The sequence below is a fragment of the Streptomyces sp. NPDC047022 genome, assembly GCF_040644155.1.
Classification (GTDB): Bacteria; Actinomycetota; Actinomycetes; order Streptomycetales; family Streptomycetaceae; genus Streptomyces.
On the sequence record NZ_JBEYVV010000001.1, the window covers coordinates 283,202 to 305,382 of the forward strand.

At 71.5% G+C, this 22,181-nt stretch carries 17 protein-coding genes; 9 read left to right on the forward strand and 8 right to left on the reverse strand.

The annotated features are described in order from the left end of the window. Window positions 1-422 precede the first annotated feature (422 nt). The 4 genes from ABZ845_RS01280 (at window position 423) to ABZ845_RS01295 (ending at window position 6,196) form a co-directional block, all read left to right on the forward strand. Window positions 423-965, forward strand: a complete 543-nt coding sequence (locus ABZ845_RS01280) for a carbonic anhydrase (protein ID WP_360971608.1) — start codon at window positions 423-425, stop codon at window positions 963-965. A gap of 367 nt (window positions 966-1,332) precedes the next feature. Then, window positions 1,333-2,358, forward strand: a complete 1,026-nt coding sequence (locus ABZ845_RS01285; RefSeq protein ID WP_360971611.1) for a MoxR family ATPase — start codon at window positions 1,333-1,335, stop codon at window positions 2,356-2,358. Continuing rightward, the gene (locus ABZ845_RS01290) at window positions 2,358-3,725 is read left to right on the forward strand and encodes a DUF58 domain-containing protein (RefSeq protein WP_360971614.1); all 1,368 of its coding nucleotides are present in this window, start codon (window positions 2,358-2,360) and stop codon (window positions 3,723-3,725) included. The genes ABZ845_RS01285 and ABZ845_RS01290 overlap by 1 nt, the downstream gene beginning before the upstream one ends. Further along, window positions 3,722-6,196, forward strand: a complete 2,475-nt coding sequence (locus ABZ845_RS01295) for a DUF3488 and transglutaminase-like domain-containing protein (RefSeq protein ID WP_360971617.1) — start codon at window positions 3,722-3,724, stop codon at window positions 6,194-6,196. The genes ABZ845_RS01290 and ABZ845_RS01295 overlap by 4 nt, the downstream gene beginning before the upstream one ends. Before the next feature lie 279 nt (window positions 6,197-6,475). Here the strand turns inward: ABZ845_RS01295 and ABZ845_RS01300 are convergent, their stop codons facing one another. The 3 genes from ABZ845_RS01300 to ABZ845_RS01310 form a co-directional block, all read right to left on the reverse strand. Then, window positions 6,476-6,868, reverse strand: coding sequence for a DUF3040 domain-containing protein (locus ABZ845_RS01300; RefSeq protein WP_360971620.1), 393 nt, complete (start codon window positions 6,866-6,868; stop codon window positions 6,476-6,478). Window positions 6,869-7,143: 275 nt separating this feature from the next. Beyond that, window positions 7,144-7,914 (reverse strand): methyltransferase, encoded by a 771-nt coding sequence (locus ABZ845_RS01305; RefSeq protein WP_360971623.1) that lies wholly within the window; start codon window positions 7,912-7,914, stop codon window positions 7,144-7,146. Between the two features lie 301 nt (window positions 7,915-8,215). Next, window positions 8,216-8,773, reverse strand: coding sequence for an SAV_6107 family HEPN domain-containing protein (locus ABZ845_RS01310; RefSeq protein ID WP_360971626.1), 558 nt, complete (start codon window positions 8,771-8,773; stop codon window positions 8,216-8,218). Between the two features lie 466 nt (window positions 8,774-9,239). Between ABZ845_RS01310 and ABZ845_RS01315 the strand changes: the two genes are divergently transcribed. The 5 genes from ABZ845_RS01315 (at window position 9,240) to ABZ845_RS01335 (ending at window position 17,473) form a co-directional block, all read left to right on the forward strand. Continuing rightward, the gene (locus ABZ845_RS01315; RefSeq protein WP_360971629.1) at window positions 9,240-11,630 is read left to right on the forward strand and encodes an excinuclease ABC subunit UvrA; all 2,391 of its coding nucleotides are present in this window, start codon (window positions 9,240-9,242) and stop codon (window positions 11,628-11,630) included. Between the two features lie 295 nt (window positions 11,631-11,925). Beyond that, window positions 11,926-12,780, forward strand: coding sequence for an ATP-binding cassette domain-containing protein (locus ABZ845_RS01320; protein ID WP_360971632.1), 855 nt, complete (start codon window positions 11,926-11,928; stop codon window positions 12,778-12,780). Further along, window positions 12,752-14,836, forward strand: coding sequence for a YhgE/Pip domain-containing protein (locus ABZ845_RS01325; RefSeq protein WP_360971634.1), 2,085 nt, complete (start codon window positions 12,752-12,754; stop codon window positions 14,834-14,836). The genes ABZ845_RS01320 and ABZ845_RS01325 overlap by 29 nt, the downstream gene beginning before the upstream one ends. 55 nt (window positions 14,837-14,891) lie before the next feature. Continuing rightward, window positions 14,892-15,524 carry a TetR/AcrR family transcriptional regulator gene (locus ABZ845_RS01330; RefSeq protein WP_360971637.1) on the forward strand — a complete coding sequence of 211 codons (633 nt, stop codon included), beginning with the start codon at window positions 14,892-14,894 and terminating at the stop codon, window positions 15,522-15,524. A 449-nt stretch (window positions 15,525-15,973) separates the two neighbouring features. Beyond that, window positions 15,974-17,473: an NAD(P)/FAD-dependent oxidoreductase gene (locus tag ABZ845_RS01335; RefSeq protein ID WP_360971640.1), complete on the forward strand. Its 1,500-nt coding sequence runs from the start codon at window positions 15,974-15,976 to the stop codon at window positions 17,471-17,473. Window positions 17,474-17,579: 106 nt separating this feature from the next. Here the strand turns inward: ABZ845_RS01335 and ABZ845_RS01340 are convergent, their stop codons facing one another. The 5 genes from ABZ845_RS01340 to ABZ845_RS01360 form a co-directional block, all read right to left on the reverse strand. Next, window positions 17,580-18,464, reverse strand: coding sequence for a hypothetical protein (locus ABZ845_RS01340; protein ID WP_360971643.1), 885 nt, complete (start codon window positions 18,462-18,464; stop codon window positions 17,580-17,582). A gap of 56 nt (window positions 18,465-18,520) precedes the next feature. Further along, entirely contained in the window at window positions 18,521-19,444 is a 924-nt protein-coding gene (metF, locus tag ABZ845_RS01345) for a methylenetetrahydrofolate reductase [NAD(P)H] (protein WP_360971645.1), read from the reverse strand. A gap of 142 nt (window positions 19,445-19,586) precedes the next feature. After that, window positions 19,587-20,237: a thiamine phosphate synthase gene (thiE, locus tag ABZ845_RS01350; protein ID WP_360971647.1), complete on the reverse strand. Its 651-nt coding sequence runs from the start codon at window positions 20,235-20,237 to the stop codon at window positions 19,587-19,589. A gap of 203 nt (window positions 20,238-20,440) precedes the next feature. Beyond that, window positions 20,441-20,806, reverse strand: a complete 366-nt coding sequence (locus ABZ845_RS01355) for an Rv2175c family DNA-binding protein (protein WP_360971649.1) — start codon at window positions 20,804-20,806, stop codon at window positions 20,441-20,443. 96 nt (window positions 20,807-20,902) lie between these two features. After that, window positions 20,903-22,165 (reverse strand): FAD-dependent oxidoreductase, encoded by a 1,263-nt coding sequence (locus ABZ845_RS01360; RefSeq protein WP_360971651.1) that lies wholly within the window; start codon window positions 22,163-22,165, stop codon window positions 20,903-20,905. Window positions 22,166-22,181 lie beyond the last annotated feature (16 nt).

Sequence of the window (22,181 nt, forward strand, 5' to 3'; positions counted from 1 at the left end):
CCGGCACGGCCACTTGGTACGGCCGGTTCGCCCCTCCCCGGAACGCCCCCGCGAAGGGGAGGCCCGCCGGCGCCGGAAGCGTCAGCCGACCGCGGGAAGGAGGAGGCCGAGCCGTACGTACGCGCCGCGCACGCGGGGAGAAACCGGCGCGCCGCTGGTCCCTCCGGGTGAACAGTCCGCTGGGAGAGCGTCTCGTCTCCCGCTTCGCGTCACTTTAGTCCACCCTGTCTTGCGGTCAATCAACCGGCCCGTCACCGGCCTGCGCGTCGTGCCCGGGCTCCATGACACCCGATCGCGGGAGGATTCATCCGTCCGGCAGACACCCGCCACCCGTGTGGGGTCCGTCACAACAAGCGCCCGTGTCGTTCTTTGTCCACTCTCACAGCAGGCCGAGACCGCGCGTGACCAGTACCGTCATGGGTATGACGACTTCCGCATCCGTACCCACCGGCCCCGAAGGCGCCATACTCGGCTCCGTCACCGATCGGCTCGTCGAGTCCAACCAGCGTTACGCCGCCGCGTTCACCGATCCCGGGATGGACGCCCGCCCGGTGTTGCGCGTGGCGGTCGTGGCCTGCATGGACGCCCGCATCGACCTGCACCGTGCGCTCGGACTCGAACTGGGCGACTGTCACACCATCCGCAACGCGGGCGGTGTCGTCACCGACGACGTCATCCGCTCCCTCACCATCAGCCAGCGGGCGCTCGGCACCCGCGCCGTCGTCCTGATCCACCACACCGGCTGCGGCATGCAGTCCCTGACCGAGGACTTCCGGCACGACCTGGAGATGGAGGTCGGCCAGCGGCCCGCCTGGGCGGTCGAGGCCTTCCGCGACGTCGAACAGGACGTACGGCAGTCGATGCAGCGGGTGCGCACCTCTCCGTTCCTGCTGCACACCGATGACGTACGCGGCTTCGTCTTCGATGTGAAGACGGGCCTGCTGACGGAGATAGACCCCGACTAGCGAAGGGGTCCGGCACCACCCCGTCACCGCGACCCCCAGCGGAGATGATCGGATCACCGGACCTGATCCGGCCCCGTTCGGACCTCGTCCGGGCACCGTTCGGACCTCGTCCGGACACTGTCCGGACGTCGTCCGGCCCCGGCTTCGGGTGGGAATCCCGGGATTAGGGTGAACCCAAAAGCCGCTGAAGCCGACATATCGGGGCCAGTTATCCACAGGCGAGTGACACGAACCGGTAACGGCAACAAGAATGCGGGGGTGGCATCACGCGGAACCTTCCTTTTCCGCGTGGTGTCCATGTTTCGGGGTGGGCCGGTCCGCATCGCAGAGCGTCGGCCCGGAGCAATATCGGGCCGAGGAGGGCCGGGTGACGACCTATGACGATCGAGCGAGCCTCAGTGATCTGACCGCCACCGTGGAGCGTGTGCGCAGCTCGGTGGAAGGAGTGATCGAGGGCAAGCCCGAGGTCGTACGGCTTTCGCTGACCGTACTGCTCGCCGAGGGGCATCTTCTGATCGAGGATGTCCCCGGCGTGGGCAAGACGATGCTCGCCAAGGCGCTGGCGCGCTCCATCGACTGCTCGGTGCGGCGTATCCAGTTCACGCCCGACCTGCTGCCCTCGGACATCACGGGTGTCTCCATCTGGGATCAGCAGCGCCGCGACTTCGAGTTCAAGCCGGGCGCGATCTTCGCCCAGATCGTGATCGGCGACGAGATCAACCGCGCCTCCCCCAAGACCCAGTCCGCGCTGCTGGAGTCGCTGGAGGAGCGCCAGGTCACCATCGACGGCCAGACCTATGAACTGCCCAGCCCGTTCATGGTGGTCGCCACCCAGAACCCGGTGGAGATGGAGGGCACCTACCCGCTGCCCGAGGCACAGCGCGACCGCTTCATGGCCCGCGTCTCCATCGGCTACCCGAGCGCGGAGGCAGAGCTGCAGATGCTCGACGTCCACGGCGGGGTGAACCCGCTGGACGACCTTCAGCCGGTGGCGCACGCGCACGACATCGTGAAACTGGTGGAGACCGTCCGCGGTGTCCATGTCGCCGAGTCGGTACGGCGCTACGCGGTGGACCTGGTCGCCGCCACTCGCACGCACCCCGACCTCAGACTCGGCGCCTCGCCGCGCGCCACCCTGCACCTGCTGCGCGCGGCGAAGGCGACCGCCGCTCTCAGCGGCCGGGAGTACGCACTGCCCGACGATGTGCAGGCCCTCGCCGTGGCGGTGCTTGCCCACCGGCTACTGCCCACCGCGCAGGCCCAGCTCAACCGGCGTACGGCGGAACAGGTCGTGGAGGAGATCCTCCAGCGCACCCCGGTACCCGCCTCACCCCAGCAGTCCGGCCTCCCCATGGGCCGTGGCTTCGGCCAGCAGCCGCCCCGGAGGCTGTGATGGCGCCCGCGGGGACGGCCCGTCCTGCCGCGGAGGACGAAGAGGACGGGGGCGGGCTGCGCACGACGCTCACCGGGCTGACCACGCGCGGGCGCTCCTTCCTCGCGGCCGGTGTCGCGGCGGCGATCTGCGCCTACGTCCTCGGGCAGAGCGATCTGCTGCGGGTCGGGCTGCTGCTCGCGGCCCTGCCCCTGGTGTGCGTGGCGGTCCTGCACCGCACGCGCTACCGGGTCGCAGGCAGCCGCTGGCTCTCCCCCTCACGGGTGCCCGCGGGCTCCGAGGCCCGGGTCCACCTGCGGATGGACAACGTCTCGCGGCTGCCCACCGGCGTGCTGATGCTCCAGGACCGGGTGCCCTATGTGCTCGGGCCGCGCCCCCGCTTCATCCTGGACCGGATGGAGGCGGGAGGCCGGCGCGAGGTGTCCTACCGCGTCCGCTCGGACCTGCGCGGCCGCTACCCGCTCGGACCGCTCCAGCTGCGCCTGACCGACCCCTTCGGGATGTGTGAACTGAGCCGCTCCTTCTCGTCCGGCGACACCCTGACGGTCATCCCCCGGGTGGAACCGCTGCCACCTGTGCGGCTCGCGGGCGAGGCGAAGGGGTACGGCGACGGACGGCAGCGCTCACTGGCGCTTGCGGGTGAGGACGACGTCATTCCGCGCGGCTACCGGTACGGCGACGACCTGCGCCGCGTGCACTGGCGCTCCACCGCGCGCTACGGCGAGCTGATGGTGCGCCGCGAAGAGCAGCCCCAACGGGCGCGGTGCACCGTCCTGCTCGACACCCGGGCCATCGCCTTCCGCGGTGCCGGCCCCGACTCCGCCTTCGAGTGGGCGGTGGCGGGCGCGGCGTCCGCGCTGGTGCACATGCTCGAACGGGGCTTCTCGGTGCGGCTGCTGACGGACACGGGCACCACGGTGCCGGGCGAGGGCGCGGACGGTTTCGCGGGCGCGAGCCAGGAGTCCGCCGACGCGGCCGGGCTGATGATGGACACGCTCGCCGTGATCGACCACTCGCAGGGCGGGAGCCTGTCACGCGCGTACGACGTGCTGCGCGGCGGGAACGAGGGCCTGCTGGTGGCCTTCTTCGGCGATCTCGACGAGGAACAGGCCGCGCTGGCCGCCAAGATGAGCAGACGCAGCGGCGGCGCTCTCGCCTTCGTAGTGGACAGCGACACCTGGGCGCGCGAACCCACCGAGGCGCCCAAACCGTTCGACCGGGCCGGGGAACGGCTGCGGATGCTGCGTGAGGCGGGCTGGACCGCGCTGGCGGTGCCCAGGGGCGTCCCGCTGACCGAGCTGTGGCGCGAGACGGACCGGCACGGCTCGGGTGTGGGCGCCGTGAGCGGCAGGGGAGGGCGGGCATGAGCGGGCGGGCCCGGCTGGCGCTGTGCGCGGCGGCGGCGACGCTGATGACGTCGTGCGCCCTGCTGCCGCTGGTGTCACCGACAACGTGGATCTTCCAGGTGGCACTGCTGGTGGCGGTGCAGACCGGCGTGGGCACACTGACCCGGCGGGTGCCGCTGGCGCGCCCGCTGACCATCGTCTGCCAGGTGGCAGTCTCCCTGATGCTGCTCACGCTGTTCTTCGTCCCCGGCCGGTCCATCGCCGGGTTCCTGCCCGGCCCCGACTCCTTCCGCCAGTTCGGGGAGCTGCTGCAGTCGGGGGCGGACGACGTCGGGCGGTATGCGCCCCCGGCGCCACTGTCCCCGGGCATCCGGCTGATGATCGTCGGCGGGGTCCTGCTGATCGGGCTGCTGGTGGACGCCGTGGCGGTCACGTTCCGTTCGGCGGCCCCGGCCGGGCTGCCGCTGCTCGCGCTGTACTCGGTGGCCGCGGGCCTCTCCTCCGGTTCGGCCGACTGGCTGTGGTTCCTGCTCGCCGCCTGCGGCTATCTGATGCTGCTGCTGGCAGAGGGCCGCGAACGGCTCTCCCAGTGGGGCCGGGTGTTCAGCGGCGCTCCTCGCGCACAGAGCTGGGAGTCCCCGGGCGCCGTCGCTCCCGTCCGCACGGGGCGGCGCATCGGCGCGGTAGCGCTGGGCATCGCACTGGTGGCGCCGCTCGCCCTGCCCGCCCTCGAAGGCGGCCTGCTGGCAGACACCGGGACCCGCGTCGGCGACGGGCTCGGCAACGGCAAGACGATCTCCGCGGTCAACCCGCTGGTGTCGCTGCGCGACAACCTGAACATCGACCAGGACCGCCAGGTCATCGCCTACCGCACCAACTCGTCCGACACCGAGGACATGTACCTGCGGATCGTCGCCCTGGACGACTTCGACGGCACGACCTGGAAGCCCGCTCAGCGCCACATCACTGACGTGCCGGACACGTTCCCCGATCCGCCCGGGCTCGCGGGGGCCGTCCGGAGGACCGAGGTCGACACGCGCATCTCGGCGGCGAACTGGTACGCGCAGGACTGGCTCCCCATGCCGTACCCGGCTACGCACGTGAAGATCGCGGGCAGCTGGCGGTACGAACCGGTGGGCCGGACGCTGGTGGGCGACCACGGGCAGACCACGCGCGGCCTGCAGTACGAGGTCAAGAGCCTCGTACTGCAGCCGACCGCGAAGCAGCTGGCCGCGGCGCCGGAGCCGCCGGCGGAGTTCAAGCGCGAGTTCACCAAGGTACCCAGCTCCCTTCCGGCGGTGGTGGCCAGGACGGCGCTCCAGGTCACCGCCGGGGCGTCGAACCACTACGAGGAAGCGGTCAAGCTCCAGAACTACTTCGCGTTCGACGGCGGCTTCACCTACGACACGAGCGTTCAAAACGGCACCGGGTCCCAGGCCATCGCCCGGTTCCTGAAGGAAAAGCAGGGATTCTGCGTTCACTTCTCCTTCGCGATGGCCGCCATGGCGCGGACGCTGGGGATACCGGCCCGGGTCGCGGTGGGCTTCACTCCCGGATCCCCGCAGCCGGACGGCACCATGTCGGTGGGACTGCGGGACGCGCACGCATGGCCGGAGCTGTACTTCGAAGGCGTGGGCTGGACCCGTTTCGAGCCGACCCCGAGCCGCGGATCGACCCCGTCGTACACGCAGTCGCACACACCGCACGGGGAGAACCCGGAAGCACCGCGCCCCTCGGCGTCATCGGCGGCGGAACCCTCCGCCGCGCCGTCCGCGAAGGAGAAGTGCTCACTGGCGGAGCGCAAGGAGGGCCCGTGCGGGACCCTGCCGGCAGGTATCGCGGCGCCGCCCGGTGAGGGCGGTCCGCCGTGGTACCAGATCCTGGCGTGGGGGCTGCTCGGACTGGTCCTGCTCGCGGTGCCGCTGACGCCGATGCTGTGGCGGCTGCGCAGCAGGTCGGTGCGGCTGGCCCCGGACCGCCGGGGCCAGGGCATCGGGGCGGGCGCCCGGCACACGGGCGAGATCGAGATGACCGTGCTGCCGGGCGGGGCGCCGTCACCGGGCCGGCAGAGCGAGCTGGCCGTGGGGCACACCCTGGCCGTGTGGCGCGAGCTCACGGACACGGCCTGGGATTACGGCATCGTGCCGGACGACGCCCTGACCCCGCGCAAGGCCGCGGAGCGGATCGTGCGGCTCGGCCGGCTGGACGGTTCGGCGGCCGAGGCCGTGCACCGGGTCGCCGGTGCCGTGGAACAGGTGCTCTTCGCCGCGCGTCCGCACCCCCGGTCGGGCCTGGCCGAGGACGTGCGCACGGTGCGGACGGCCCTCAGGTCCACCGCCGGCCGGCGGACCCGGACCCGGGCGGTCCTGGCCCCGCGCTCGGCCATGCGTGCGGTGTGGGCCGCGCGCGATCGCTGGACGGCCCTCACGGCGCGCGCTTCAGCACGGTGGACCGCCCTGGTACACCGCCCGTCCGGCCAGCAGAACGGCTGACACACCTGGCCGCCTGCCTTGCCCGGTCCCCCCGCTCTGAGTGGCGGGACCGGGCAAGGCGGGGCGCGCTCGGGGGCCGGGGCTTCACGCCGAGGCGCTCCCACACGGTCGCCCGAGGTGGCACCGGGCTGTGTGGGACCCCCCGTGCCATGGGGACGCCCAGGGCCCCCAGGGCCGCCCGCTGGGCCCCTGGGGAGCAACCGCGGCATGGCGTGAGGGGGCGGCCACCTCGGTGGTGGCCGCCCCCTCACGTAGGTCTTCGGTTGTCCGCCCGGAGGACTAGTGGCCCTGTTCGTCGCGGCGGCGCTGCCAACGCTGTTCGATGCGGTCCATCATGGAGCGCCGCTGCCGGACCTGCCCCCGAGCGCCCGGCGTACCGGGCACGCCCTGCTCACCCGGCTTCGGGACCCTGCGCCAACCGGTCACGACGAGCACCGCGCAGCCCAGCATGACGAGGAAGCCCACCACGCTGATCCAGATCTGCTTCGCGACCACACCGGTCATGAGGAGCGCGATACCCACCAGGAAGCCTGCCGCCGCCTGGTAGACCCGTCGCCGGGTGTACGTACGCAGCCCGCTTCCCTCAAGCGCTGTCGCGAACTTGGGATCTTCGGCGTACAGCGCTCGCTCCATCTGCTCGAGCATTCGCTGCTCGTGCTCCGAGAGCGGCACGGAGTCCTCCTCATCGTGCAGTCGCCGGGGCGACTGGGGGTCCCCTTCAGGATAGGCAGGGAATCGCCCCCTTGAAACCCGCCCCTCTACGCCAATTGGCCAACCGGAACCCGCCACGACAGTCCCGGCTCACTGAGGCTTCCATTCCCCGGCGGCCGACCCGTCATGCCGGGCGGTCTACCTCGATCATACGGCGCTGACCGCCCGATCGGAGGGCCTGTGGCGTACTCCATCTGCCGCCGATCCGCTGATCAGCGGGGCGTCTCGAGGGTCGCTCAGGCCCCGGCGGTCCCCAGGGGCTCGCCGAGGACATGGAGCTGTGTGGCCACGGCGTGGAACGCCGGGGACTCCGCCGCCGCGGCCTCCAGCTTGAGCAGCGCCTCCAGCGCACCGGGCTCGGTGTCCACCAGGACCCCGGGCACCAGGTCCGCGAAGACCCGCACTCCGTGGACGGCGCCCACCCTCAGACCCGCGTCCTCCACGAGAGCGGTCAGCTGCTGCGCGGTGAAGCGGTGCGGCACGGGGTCGCTCGCGCCCCAGCGGCCGTCCGGGTCCTCAAGCGCCTGCTTGGCCTCCTTGAAATGACCGGCGAGAGCACGGGCGAGCACGGCGCCGCCGAGCCCGGCGGCGAGGAGGCTGAGAACCCCGTCGGTCCGCAGCGCGGCGACAACGTTGCGGACACCTTCGGCGGGGTCGTCCACGTACTCCAGCACGCCGTGGCACAGCACCGCGTCGTACCCGCCGCGCTCGACCACGTCGAAGAGGCCGTGGGCGTCGCCCTGCACGCCCTGGACCCGGTCGGCGACACCGGCCTCGGCGGCCCGGCGCTCCAGCGCGAACAGCGCGTTCGGACTGGGGTCGACAACGGTGACACGGTGGCCCAGGCGCGCGACGGGCACCGCGAAGTTGCCGCTTCCGCCGCCGGTGTCCAGGACGTCCAGCACGTCCCGCCCCGTGGCCTTGACGCGACGGTCGAGGGCGTCCTTGAGGACCTCCCAGACCACGGCGGTACGGAGAGAAGCGCGGGGGCGCATCGGGTCCGACACGGCAGTTGACTCCTCGGCGCGGCACCGCCCGGTGTACGGCGGAGCGATCGGAACTGTCTTCCGGCCCCGGTACCAGGGCGAAAGGCTTCAGGCGCCTCCACCCTATTGCCTCCGGCACCGTGACCGGCGGCCTGTCCACAGGCCGAACGACGCGCCGGGGCCCTCCCCCTTCCCCCGGCCCCATCTCAATCAGCTCTTCCCGGAGCCGGTTTCCCCGCGCCGCCTCGTCCCGACCCACCAACTCACACCGCTCGGCATCGCGGCCCCGGCATCCGGCTTCTACGAGCAAAGCGCCGCCGGATCAGGCTGAGTCACCAAGAGTCCGCGTTGCTTCGCCCCCCTCTCCTCCTTCCCGCCGTGACTGAGGCAGGACCGGCTGGAGCACCAGCATCCGTTCGACCAGGCGCAGGAACATCGCGACGTCGCGGATCAGATCGTCCGCGTCCCGGGTGCCCGCCGCACCCCGTATGCCCGCCTCGGCCCGGGCGCGGCGGGCGGCGCCGGAGGCGAACAGCGCGCTCCACTCCGTGAGTTCGGGAGCGATCTCGGGGAGCACTTCCCAGGCGCTCCTTATCCTGGCGCGGCGCCGCGGCGTGGGCTCCGGGCGCGCGCGTGCGGCGAGCACGGCGGCGGCCGTGCGCAGGGCCGCGAGATGGGCGACGGCGTACCGCTCGTTGGGCGTTTCGAGGCCGGCCGCCTCCTCGAGTCCGGCGCGGGCCTTGGCGAGCAGCTCGAGGGCGGCGGGCGGGGCCGTGGTCCGGCGCAGCACGGGGTGCACATCGGCGGCCGGACCGGTCAGTGAGGGGGCAGGCACGGTGCCGCGGCGCCGGTGTGCGGCTGCTGCGTGATGGCTGGCCATGACGAACCTCCTGTCGTCTGCGTGACGGCACTGTGGCCGTATGTGCACATCGTGAGGTATGGCACTGACAATCCGTTCTGACCTGCGCAGATGCTCTTCGCCAGACTGGTCGGGAGCCGAACAGGGGCCGGTCGGGATCCGGTCGGGATCCGGTCGGGATCCGGTCGGGATCCGGTCGGGATCCGGTCGGGATCCGGTCGGGATCCGGTCGGGATCCGGTCAGGATCGGAGAAGCGCCGGTCGCCGGGGCGCGTCTAGCCTGGCCGCCATGAGCCTCGGCACCGGCCGACCGCGAGGACCGTCCGCGTGGGCCGTCCGCGTAGGCCGTCCGCGGGAAATGCGGAGTTCGCGCGACCGCCCCGGCGGCGGAGACCCGGACGTTACGCTCGACAGCGGCCGGACCGGGCCAGGCGACGCCGCGCGGTTTTGCGAGGGCGACCCCGTGCACCACACAGACGGAGACACGATGACCAAGGCCAAGAGGACGGACTCGCAGCCGTCTGCGCCTCACCCCGCCGACAGCCACGATCTGATCCGCGTGCACGGTGCGCGCGAGAACAACCTCAAGGACGTCAGCATCGAGATCCCGAAGCGCCGGCTGACGGTGTTCACCGGTGTCTCGGGCTCGGGCAAGAGCTCACTGGTGTTCGACACGATCGCCGCGGAGTCGCAGCGGCTGATCAACGAGACGTACAGCGCCTTCATCCAGGGGTTCATGCCGACCCTCGCGCGGCCCGACGTCGACGTGCTCGACGGGCTGACCACCGCGATCACCGTCGATCAGCAGCGGATGGGGGGCGATCCCCGCTCCACGGTGGGCACCGCCACCGACGCCAACGCGATGCTGCGCATCCTCTTCAGCCGGCTCGGCAAGCCGCACATCGGCTCACCGCAGGCGTTCTCGTTCAACGTCGCCTCGGTCAGCGGAGCGGGCGCGGTCACCATGGAGCGCGGCGGCCAGACGGTGAAGGAGCGCCGCAGCTTCAGCATCACCGGCGGTATGTGCCCGCGCTGCGAAGGCCGGGGCACGGTCTCCGACGTCGACCTCACCCAGCTCTACGACGATGCGAAGTCGCTCGCCGAGGGTGCGCTGACGATCCCCGGCTACAAGGCGGGCGGCTGGAACTACCGGCTCTACAGCGAGTCGGGGCTCGTGGACCCGGACAAGCCGGTCCGCAAGTACACCAAGAAGGAACTGCACGACTTCCTGCACCATGAGCCGACGCGTATGAAGATCGCGGGCATCAACATGACCTACGAAGGTCTGATCCCGCGGATCCAGAAGTCGATGCTCTCCAAGGACCGGGAGTCGATGCAGCCGCACATCGGCGAGTTCGTGGACCGGGCGGTCACGTTCACCGCATGCCCCGAGTGCGGCGGCACCCGGCTGAGCGAGGGGGCGCGGTCGTCCAGGATCGAGGGGATCAGCATCGCCGACGCCTGCGCGATGCAGATCAGCGACCTGGCGGAATGGGTCCGCGGTCTCGATGTCCCGTCCGTGGCGCCCCTGCTCGCCACGCTGCGGGGGACCCTGGACTCGTTCGTGGCGATCGGGCTCGGTTACCTCTCGCTGGACCGGCCTTCGGGCACGCTGTCCGGCGGCGAGGCACAGCGCGTCAAGATGGTCCGCCATCTCGGCTCCTCGCTCACCGACACCACCTATGTCTTCGACGAGCCCACCACGGGTCTGCACCCGCACGACATCCAGCGGATGAACGAGTTGCTGCTGCGGCTGCGGGACAAGGGCAACACGGTGCTCGTCGTGGAGCACAAGCCGGAGATGATCGCGATCGCCGACCACGTGGTCGACCTCGGCCCCGGCGCGGGCACGGCGGGCGGCACCGTCTGCTTCGAGGGCACCGTCGAGGGGCTGCGGGCGGGCGGCACCATCACCGGCCGTCATTTCGGCGACCGGGCCTCCCTCAAGAAGTCGGTGCGCAAGCCGACCGGCGCGCTGGAGGTCCGCGGCGCGACGACGCACAACCTGCGCGGCGTCGACGTCGACATTCCGCTCGGGGTGCTCACGGTCGTCACCGGTGTCGCCGGTTCCGGCAAGAGCTCGCTCGTGCACGGTTCGATCCCCGCGCAGGCGGGTGTGGTGTCGGTCGACCAGGGCGCGATCCGCGGCTCGCGGCGCAGCAACCCGGCGACGTACACGGGGCTGCTCGAGCCGATCCGCAAGGCGTTCGCCAAGGCCAACGACGTCAAGCCCGCGTTGTTCAGCGCCAACTCCGAGGGCGCCTGCCCCACCTGCAACGGTGCAGGCGTCATCTACACCGACCTGGCGATGATGGCCGGTGTCGCCACCACCTGTGAGGAGTGCGAGGGCAAGCGGTACCAGGCGGCGGTGCTGGACTACCACCTCGGCGGCCGGGACATCAGCGAGGTGCTCGCGATGCAGGTGACCGAGGCGGAGGAGTTCTTCGGCTCCGGCGAGGCGCACACGCCCGCCGCGCACCGCGTCCTCGGCAGACTCGCCGACGTCGGTCTGGGCTACCTCACCCTCGGCCAGCCGCTCACCACCCTGTCCGGCGGCGAGCGGCAGCGGCTCAAGCTGGCCACGCACATGGCCGACAAGGGCGGGATCTACATCCTGGACGAGCCGACGGCCGGCCTGCACCTCGCCGACGTCGAGCAACTGCTGGGCCTGCTCGACCGGCTTGTCGACTCGGGCAAGTCGGTCATCGTCGTGGAGCACCACCAGGCGGTCATGGCACACGCCGACTGGATCATCGACCTCGGGCCCGGCGCCGGTCACGACGGCGGCCGGATCGTCTTCGAAGGCACACCCGCCGATCTCGTCGCCGCCCGCGCCACCCTGACCGGTGAGCATCTCGCGGACTACGTCCGCGGCTGACCGAGCGTCCCGGCCGGCGGACCAAGACGCGGCGCGGCCACGCCCCCTGGGGTGGCCGCGCCGCGTTCGTGTCCGGTCCGGGTCCAGGTCCAGGTCCAGGTCCAGGTCCGCGCCTGTGTCCCTGTCCACGTCACCGTCCCCGTCCCCGGCCCCGTCCATGTCCGTGTCCGTGTCCGTGTCCGTGTGCACCCGACTCGTTTTGCTTCGCGCAGAAGTTCGGAGTAGTTTTTGCACTGACCAGTCAGTTCAAAGAGTCGCCCCGACGGGCGGCGCCATCCAGGGGACAAGGGGGGACATGGACCCGCAGGAGCACAAAGCACCCGCCGGGGCCGCCGTCAGCGCCATGGACTTCGGGGTGAAGGGCCCACGCGGCTGGGCCTTTCACGGAGTCGGCTTCGAAGCGGAACCAGGATCGCTGATCGCGGTCCGCGGCCCCTCGGGCTCGGGCCGGACCTGTCTGCTGCTCGCCCTCACCGGCCGGATGAAGCCGAGTGAGGGGCGGGCGGAGGTAGGCACCCACCGGCTGCCCAAGGAGATGTCCGCGGTGCGCAGGATCAGCGCGCTCGCGCATGTGCCGGGCGTCACCGACCTCGACCCGGCGCTCACCGTCGGCGAGCATCTGCGCGAACGGGCCCTGCTGGAAGCCAGGTTCGGGGACTCCGTGCGCGCGCTGCTGCGCCCGCGGGCCGAGAAGGCGGCGACGGCGAAGCAGCGGATCGCCACCGCCCTCGCCACGGCGGGGCTCGACCTCGAGACGCTGCCCAAGGGCTCCCGGACCGCGGTGCGCGACCTGGAGCGCCTCGAGGCCCTGCGGCTGTCCGTGGCACTGGCCGTGATCGGACGCCCGAGGCTGCTGGCCGTGGACGACACCGACCTCAAGCTGTCGGCCGCCGAACGAACCGCGGCCTGGGATCTGCTGAGGTCCCTCACCGAGGCCGGGACCACGGTCATCGCGGTGTGCTCCGAGGCCCCCGAGGGCGCGGTCGTGGTGTCGACCGCGCCCGGAACCCCGGCGGGCTCCGAACGTCCCGCCGAAGAGGTCGCGCCGCGGCCGAGCACCCCGGGGACCACCCCCGACGAGCCGTCCGAGGACGGCGCAGACGACGACAAGGAGACGGCTGATGCGCTCGCCGAAACTGGCCGCGCTTGAGCTCAGGCGGTTCGGCAGGGGGAAGCTGCCACGCGCGGCGCTGGTCGCGCTGCTTCTGCTGCCGCTGCTGTACGGCGCCCTGTACCTGTGGTCGTTCTGGGACCCGTACGGGCGACTCGACCGTATCCCCGTGGCGCTGGTGAACAGCGACCAGGGCGCGACCGTGGCCGGGCAGAAGGTCACCGTGGGCGACGACCTCGTCAAGGGGCTGCGCAAGAGCGACACCTTCGACTGGCACGAGGTGAGTGCCGCCGAGGCGAAGAAGGGCGTCGAGAACGGCACGTTCTACCTGTCGCTGACCATGCCGTCGGACTTCAGCGAGCGGATCTCCTCCAGCTCCGGCGACTCGCCCGAGACCGGCGCCCTCCAGGTGCGCACCAACGACGCGAACAACTACATCGTCGGACAGATCTCCAAGACGGTGTTCAACGAGGTGCGGTCGGCGGCCTCCGCCAAGGCGTCACGGTCGTTCCTGGACAAGATCTTCATCTCGTTCTCGGACATCCACGGGAAGACCGTGCAGGCCGCCAAGGGTGCCGACAGCCTCACGAACGGGATCGGCAAGGCGGAGAAGGGCTCCAAGAGCCTCGCCGACGGGCTGAAGAAGGCCAAGAAGGGCAGTGGCGACCTCTCGGGCGGCCTGACCAGGCTCCACGACGGCGCCGGCAGTCTTCAGAGCGTCGCCCAGCAGGTATCTGACGGCACCGCGGCGCTGGCCAAGCAGGTGGACGGCACGGCCGACACCGTGCGCCCGTATCTGCAGAAGAACGGCCAGAAGATCGCGGACACCGCGACCCTGGTGGCGGATTCGGCCAAGGTGATGAACGAGCACCTCGACACGATCGTCACCACGGCGCCGGTCGTCCAGAGCGGCACCAGCGCGGCGTCAGAGGCCCTGAACGCCCTCTACGAGAAGCGCTGCGAGAAGGCGCTCCTGCCCGACCCCGCGTGCGACGACCTCAAGAAGGCCAAGGACTCCGCGGCGGACGCGGCGCGGCTCGCCAAGGACGTCAACACCGTGGTGCAGGACTACCACGACGACACGACCTCCATGAAGAAGGACCTCACGACGCTCCAGGAGCAGGCCACGGCACTCGCCAAGTCGGCGCCGAATCTCTCCGGCGATCTGGACGACGCGGTCGCCAAGATCGACCTGCTCAACAAGGGCGCGGGCGCGGTCGCCAAGGGAGCCGCGCAGATCAACACCGGCCTCGGTACCGCCTACACGGGAGCGGCCGCCCTCGACACCGGCGTCGGCCAGCTGCACTCGGGCGCGATCGACCTCAACGGAGGCATGTACAAGCTCGGCGACGGCTCCGGCAAGCTCGCCGACGGACTGCACAGCGGCGCGGGGAAGATCCCCGACTACGACAAGGCCCAGCGCGACCTGCGCACCCAGGTCATGTCCGACCCGGTCCAGCTCGCATCGAGGGACCTGCACAAGGCGCCGAACTACGGCACCGGCTTCGCCCCGTACTTCATCCCGCTGTCCCTGTGGGTGGGCGCGATGGTGGCGTACATGCTGATCCCGCCGCTGAACCGGCGCGCGCTGGCCGCGGGTGCCTCGGCGCCGCGGGCCGCGCTGGCCGGCTGGCTGCCGGTGGTCGCGGTGGGTGTGCTGCAGACGTCCGCCCTGATGGCGGTGCTGCACTGGGCGATCGGCCTGCAGATGGCGCGCGCGGCGGGGACGATCGGGTTCCTGTTCCTCGTGGCGGCGTGCTTCGGGGCCACCGTGCAGTGGCTCAACGCGCGCTTCGGGGCCGCGGGCCGGATTCTCGTGCTGGCCCTACTGATGCTCCAGCTCACGTCCGCCGGCGGCACGTACCCCGTGCAGACCAGTCCGGGCTTCTTCAACGCCATCCACCCCTACCTGCCGATGAGTTACGTCATCGGGGCCCTGCGCAGGCTCATCACCGGCGGCGGTCTCGGGCCCGTGTGGCAGGCGTGCGCCGTACTGGCGGCGTTCACCGTGGGTGCCCTCGTGCTCACCGCAGTGTCGGCCCGTGGCAAGCAGGTGTGGACCATCGACCGGCTGCATCCGGAGCTGAGCCTGTGAACCAAGCAGCGGGGTCATGCCGTCCAGCTCGGAGGTGCCTGTGACAATCAAGGCCATGGAACGCAGCAGCGCCGTCCCGACCGGCGGCTCCAGCCGTCGCGAGGCGACTCGGCAGAAGCTCTACGAAGCGGCCGTCACCCTGATCGCGGAGCAGGGCTTCTCCGCCACCACCGTCGATGAGATCGCCGAACGGGCCGGGGTCGCCAAGGGCACGGTCTACTACAACTTCGCCAGCAAGTCCGTCCTCTTCGAGGAGCTGCTGCGGCACGGCGTGGGGCTGCTGACCGCGTCCCTCCAGGAAGCGGCCGAGAAGAGCGACCAGGCCGACGGCACCAAGGTGGACGCCCTGGACGCGATGATCCGCGCCGGGCTCGGCTTCATCGCGCGCTACCCGGCCTTCACCCAGCTGTACGTGGCCGAACTGTGGCGCACCAACCGTGCCTGGCAGTCCACGCTGATGGTGATGCGGCAGCAGGTCGTCGCGGTCATCGAGGACGTACTGCGCGACGGCGTGGCGAACGGCGAGTTCAGCGACGAGATCGACATCCAGCTGACGGCGGCCGCGCTGGTCGGGATGGTTCTGGTGGCGGCGCTGGACTGGCAGTCCTTCCAGCCCGAGCGTTCCCTGGACGACGTGCACTCGTCGCTGTCGCGGCTGCTCCAGGGGCGTGTGAGCGGCAGCCGGTAGGGGGCCGGCAGACGAGTCGATGCGCCGGATGAGCAGGTGAACGGATGAAGGCGCCGGGCCCGGGTGGCCGCGTTACCGCGGTCCGCCTGGTCCGGCGCCTTCGTCGTGCTCCCCCGTTCGACCCCCGGTACTCCCCCGTGGGTCCCCCGTTCGGTTCCCCGTTCAGTCGTTCCCCCGGGTCCCCCGTGCCCCGCTTCCGCCGAACGAGCCGGCGAAAGCGAGCCGTCGAGGGCCGGCCCCGTTCCGCCGCCCCGTGTCGGCGGTGCCGGAGCCGTGCCCTTTCCGTGCCCCTACTCTCTCGTGCGCGCAGGTCGGGGCCCATCCGCGCGGGTACTCATCTCCTTGGCTAGGTACGCATACTCAGCCCTGGGCACTCACCCCCAGGGCTTTCCGGTTCCCGTGCTGCCCGCCCGAGGGGACTGTCAGCGGGGGCCGATAGAGTCACCGGCATGGCACGAATCGCGGTGATCGGCGCCGGGATGGGCGCGATGGCGGCTGCCGCCCGGCTGGCCGTCGCGGGCCACGGGGTGGTGGTGTACGAGCGCACGGAGACGTACGGCGGCTCGGTGCGCCGTCTCACGCGCGACGGTTTTTCCTTCGACACCGGGCCGGGTCTGCTGACGCTGCCCGCGGTCTACCGCGATCTGTTCATCAAGACCGGCAAGGAGCCGCTGGAGGACTGTGCCGAGCTGGTCCAGGTGGACCCGTCGGCGCGGCACGTCTTCGCGGACGGCACTCAGGTCTCGCTGCCGAACGCGTCACGGGCGGGTGTGGTCTCCGCGCTGGACTCGGCGCTCGGCGCGGGCATGGGTGAGCGCTGGGGGGACTTCCTGGTACGGGCCCGTGAGGCATGGGACCGCACCCGCAGGCCTCTGCTGGAGGAGCCCCTGTGGCCCGACTGGCGGGTGCTCGCCGAACGCGAGCCGTACCCGGCGGTGCCGCACAAGAAGCTGCTGCGCACCCGGCGGGCGGGCACGCTCGCCGAGATCGGCGCCTGGGAGCTGCGTGAGGCGAGACTCGCGGCCCTGCTGGAGAGTCACGCTCTGGCGTACGGCCTGGACCCGCGGACCGCGCCGGCGAGCGCGGCCGTGCTGCCGTACATGGAGCACGCCTTCGGGACCTGGTACGTGCGCGGCGGCGTGCGGGAGCTGGCGCGGGCCGTGTACGAGCGGTGCCTGGCCCGGAAGGTGGAGTTCGTCTTCGGCGCGGAGGTCACCGGGATCGTCGAGAAGGACGGCCGGGCGGCCGGAGTGGAGCTGGCCGGGGGCGCTCGGGTGGCGGAGGCCGATCATGTGGTGGCCGGGGTCGCGCCCGGTGTCCTGGACCGTCTTCTGCCGGGTGCCGCGGGCGCGCGCACGGACGGCGAGGTCCCGCCGCAGCGTGGGACGGCCAGCCGGCTGACGGTGCTGCTGGCGCTGCGCGGCGGGCGGCCCGAGGGTGCCGCTCACCGGACGGTGGTGCACACGACGGACCGGGAGGACGAACTCGACCGCGTCTTCGGCTCGTCCGCCGGGGTTCCGGTCTCGCCGACGGTGACGGTGACACGCCCCGACGATCCCTCGCTGGTGCCCGACGCCGGGCACGAGGCGGTCACGGTGACCGTCACGGTGCCCGCGGGACCGACTCCGTCCGAGCCGGATGTGAGCCGGGTGCTCGCTGCCGCGGAGCGGGCGATACCGGGGCTCGGCGAGCGGGTCCTGTGGCACGAGGTGCGGGGGCCGGGCGAGATCGCCGAGGACACTGGTGCCGGTGGTGGCGCGGTGCCCGTGCCGTCGCTCGCCGCGGGTGGGGGAACTTTGCTGCAGCCGTCCAACAGCACGCGGGTGCCGGGGCTGTTCACGGTGGGTGGCTGGTCTCACCCCGGGGGCGGGCTCGCCCATGCCGGAATGTCGGGGGCGCTGGTCGCTGGGCTCATTGTGGAGGGGCCGGAGTTCCGGGGGTCCCAGTGACATCCTTCGCGGGGTGCGGCTCGATGTGGCCTACGGGTTCATGGCGGCCTGTCGCGCGGTTCCCCGCGCCCCTGATGCGCGCGCTTCGCGCGCGAGCCACCCGGCGTCAGAAACGGTACTGCTCGTCGTAGCCGTGGCCCTGCTGCGGGGTGTTGTTCGGGTACGGGTACTGCTGCTCGGGAGGAAGGTCGCCCGGGTGGGTCTCTTCCGTGGTGCGCTGCTGGGGGACCCAGACACCGCCTGCCGGAGTCTCTCCGTAGGTGCCGGTGTTGCCCGCGCCGTACTGGTCCTGGCCATAGCCCTGCTGGACGTACTGCTGCTGGCCGCCGTAGGAGGTGTCGTACGAGCCGGAGCCGTACTGGTACTGGTCGGAGTAGCCCGCGTACTGCTGCTGGCCGTTGTCGTAGCCGTACTGCTGCTGGCCGTATCCCGAATAGCCCTCGTACCCGTAGGACGTGTCGGTCGCGGCGGCGTAGGCCTGCGCGTTGTAGACGCCGTAGGAACCGGTGTCCTCGGGCATGGGCTGGGGCTCGTACACGGCGGTCGTCTCGGCCGCAGTCTGGGCGGGCTGCTGCTGCTGCTGCGGGGTGAAGACGTCGTCGGACTCGTCGTCGTACGCGTCGTCCTGGCGGTACGTTCCGTCGGCCGCCGGTTCGACGCCGGAGTCCTCCGGCTCCTCATCCCGCGCCGCCTCGCCGCGGCGGCGCTTGCTGCCACCGCCGCCGCCCTCGCGCGGGCGGTTGCCGACCGCCCAGCCGGCCGCGAAGCCGCGCCGGAACGACAGCGTGACGAAGGTCTGCCCGACCGTGAACGCGGCGGCACCCAGTCCGATGACCAGCACGTTGTGGATCAGCACTCCGAGCACGACACCCAGGAAGCCGGTGAAGGCGACCAGCCGCCAGCGCAGACGCGCCTTGTACTGCAGCAGCACTTCACCGAGCAGCCAGAGCGCGACGATGCCGAACGCGATATAGAGGACCGTCAAGCCCATGTACGCCCCTCTCCCAGTGGCCGCTACGCAGTGTGTCGTATGCCGGTGCGACCGGTCTAGGCCCGCTGCGGGTGGTGCAGGCCCAGATTGTCGTAGATTTCCAGCGTCGCCGTGGAGTTGTTGAGTGTAATGAAGTGCAGTCCGGGGACACCCTCGGCCAGCAGCCTCGCGCAGAACTCAGTGGCGAACTCGATCCCCATCGAGCGTACAGCCGCCGGGTCCTCTTTGGCCGCGAGGATCCGCTCCTTCAGATGACCGGGCAGGGCCGCGTTGCTGAGCTGCGGCAGCCGCTCCAGCATGCGCACGCTGGTGACGGGCATGACCTCCGGGATGACGGGCGTCGAGCAGCCCGCTGACGCAACCTTGTCGCGCAGGCGCAGGTACGACTCCGGCTGGAAGAACATCTGCGTGATCGCGTAGTCGGCGCCGGCCCGGCATTTGTCGATGAAGTGGGCGACGTCGGTGTCCCAGTCGTCGGAGCGCGGGTGCATCTCGGGGAAGGCGGCGACGCCCACGCAGAAGTCGCCCGACTCCTTGATGAGATGGACGAGTTCGGCCGCGTAGGTCAGTCCGGTGGGGTGGGCGACCCACTCGCCCATAGGGTCGCCGGGCGGGTCGCCGCGCACGGCCAGCATGTTGCGGATCCCGGCGTCCGCGTACTGGCCGATGATGTTGCGCAGTTCCGCGACGGAGTGGTTGACCGCCGTGAGGTGTGCGACCGGGGTGAGCGTCGTGTCGGCGACGATCTGCTCGGTCTCCTTGACCGTGCCGGCGCGGGTGGAACCCCCGGCGCCGTATGTCACGGAGACAAAGTCCGGGGCGACCGCCTCGACCCTCCTGAGCGCGCTCCACAGGTTCCGTTCACCCTTGGGGGTCTTCGGTGCCGAGAACTCGAACGAGTACGTCGTCTTGCCTGTGGCCAGGATGTCGCGCACGGTGCGTGCGCGATCAGACCTGGTGGATGGGGTTCCGAGGGCCATAGTCGCAGGTTAGCCAGGGGGCGGCGGTCACCCAACCGGATGCGGGAAAATTGCCCGTATTGTCGACTTGTTGTCCACCTGTCGGACACTCTGCCGTCGAACAGCGATCCGGAGAACGTCTCCGGACCGCCCGCAGCGGCGTTCAGGCCGCCCGCAGCCGCTTCGCGAACTCGGCCGCCGCGGCTCCGGGATCGTCCGCCTCCGTGATCGCCCGCACGACGACCACTCGCCGTGCCCCGGCCTCCAGGACCTCGTCCAGATTGCCGAGGTCGATGCCACCGATGGCGAACCACGGCCGGCCGGTGCCGAGGGCTGCGGTGTGGCGGACCAGGTCCAGGCCGGGGGCGGGGCGGCCGGGCTTGGTGGGAGTGGGCCAGCAGGGGCCCGTGCAGAAGTAGTCCACGCCCTCCTGGACGGCCGCGGCCTCCGCCTCCGCCTCGGAGTGCGTGGAGCGGCCTATGAGGACGTCGTCACCGAGGATGGCGCGGGCGGCCGGAACGGGGAGGTCACCCTGGCCGAGGTGCAGGACGTCACTGGCGGCGGCATGAGCCACGTCCGCGCGGTCGTTGACGGCGAGCAGCTTGTCGTGGCGGGCGCAGGCGTCGGCGAAGATCTGGAGGTGTTCCAGCTCCTCGGCGGCCTCCATGCCCTTGTCGCGCAGTTGCACGATATCGACTCCGCCGGCGAGGACCGCGTCGAGGAACTCGGCGAGGTCGCCCTCGCGTGTGCGGGCGTCCGTGCACAGGTAGACACGGGCGTCGGCGAGCCGGGCGGTGCGGGTGGTGTCGGGCACGGTGGGTCCCCCGGGGGTCGGTGGCGTACGGGCCGTGGCGGGCACGGCCGGGCCCAGGCCGCGACCCATGTCATGGCCGGGGCCCGCGAATTGCGGCCCGCGGCCCGTGGACCGCGGCCCGTACGCCGGACTGTCGTTCTGTCGCGGATCAGATCAGGTCAGATCAGATCGAGTCGGATCAGATCCGGTTGGATCAGATCACATCAGACGGCGAGCGCCTGCGCGCGGCGCTTCACCTCCGTGCCGCGATTCTCGCTGAGAGCCTGCGCGGGGGTGCCGGGCAGGGTCGGGTCGGGGGTGAAGAGCCACTCGATCATCTCTTCGACCGTGAAGCCGTCGTCCCGCAGGAGGGTCAGGGTGCCGGACAGGCCCTTGACCACCTTGTCCCCGTCGATGAAGGCGGCGGGGACGTGCAGCGCGCGGTTCTCACCTCGGCGTACGGCGATGAGCTCGCCCTCCTTGACCAGCTGCCGCACACGTGTCACGTCGACGCCGAGCGCTTCGGCGATGTCGGGGACGGTGAGCCAGGCGGGGACGAGAGCATCGATCTTTGCGTCAATCTCGGTCACGGGATCAAGCCTGCCATCCCGGACTGACAGTCGGAAGCGGGGCACCTCCTGTGGAGGTCCGGTTGCCTCCGGCGGCGGACGCCGCGTCACCCATGGTCACCCACAGTCACGATTGTGGGCCGCCGTCGCCGCCTTGAGGGGGCGCGACGGGTCCGCGAGCAGATCCCGGTCCATGGGAGTGCCCGCCTCGATCAGCCGGCGGCCCTGGGCCAGGTCCCGGGGCCGCCCCACCGCCAGCAGGGCCACCAGACGGTCCGCCCGCAGCCAGCACACCGCCCAGGCCGCGCCCTCGGGGTCCCCGCGCCACACCGTCGTGTCGGCGTCGGCGTGGTGCCCCACGTACTGGACGAACCGGCCGAACTGCTCCGACCAGAAGTACGGCACCGGGTCGTAGGCCACCGGCGTCTGACCGACGATGTTCGCGGCCACCGTGCGCGGGCCCTGGAGGGCGTTGTCCCAGTGGTGGACCAGCAGACGCGCCTCGTAGCGCCCCGACGGGAAGGACGCGCAGTCGCCGACCGCGTACACATCGGGCGCGGAGGTGCGCAGATGGCCGTCGGCCAGCACCTCGCCGTGGACGCCGAGCTCGATGCCCGAGCCGGCCAGCCACGCCGTGGCCGGACGCGCCCCGATGCCCACGACGACCGCGCCCGCGGGCACCCGCGAGCCGTCGTCGAGCACCACCGCGCCGGGCTCGACGCGCTCCACGCGCGCGTTGGTCCGCAGTTCGGCGCCGCTGTCCGCGTACCACGCGGCCATCGGCGCGGCCACGTCCTCGGGCAGCGCGCCCGCGAGCGGCCGGTCCGCGGCCTCCACCACGGTCACCGCGCAGCCCGCCTCGCGCGCGGCGGTGGCGAACTCGGCGCCGATCCAGCCCGCGCCCACGACCACGATGTCGTGCTGCTCGGCGAGGACCGGCCGCAGCCGTTCGGCGTCGTCCAGGGTGCGCAGCAGATGGACTCCCGGCACGCCTTCGGCGCCCGGGAGCCGGATCGGCTCGGCGCCCGTCGCGATGACCAGGGCGTCGTAGGCCACGGGCCCCTCTTCGGTGTCCAGCTCACGCTCGGCCAGGCGCAGCCCGAGGATCTCGCAGCCCAGCCTGAGTTCGATGTCCAGGGCCTCGAAGTCGACGTCGAAGGCGGAGCCCTCGGCCTTGCCCAGCAGCACGGCCTTCGACAGCGGCGGCCTGTCGTACGGCTGGTGGGGCTCCGCGCCGATGAGTGTCACCCTGCCCCTGAAGCCCTGCTCCCGCAGGGCGACGGCGGTCTGCACCCCGGCCATGCCGGCGCCCGCGATGACGACGCGCCGCGCCACATCGCCTCGTGCCGTGCCGCCCCGTTCATTCGTCTGCTCGCTCACCTGATCACCATAGACA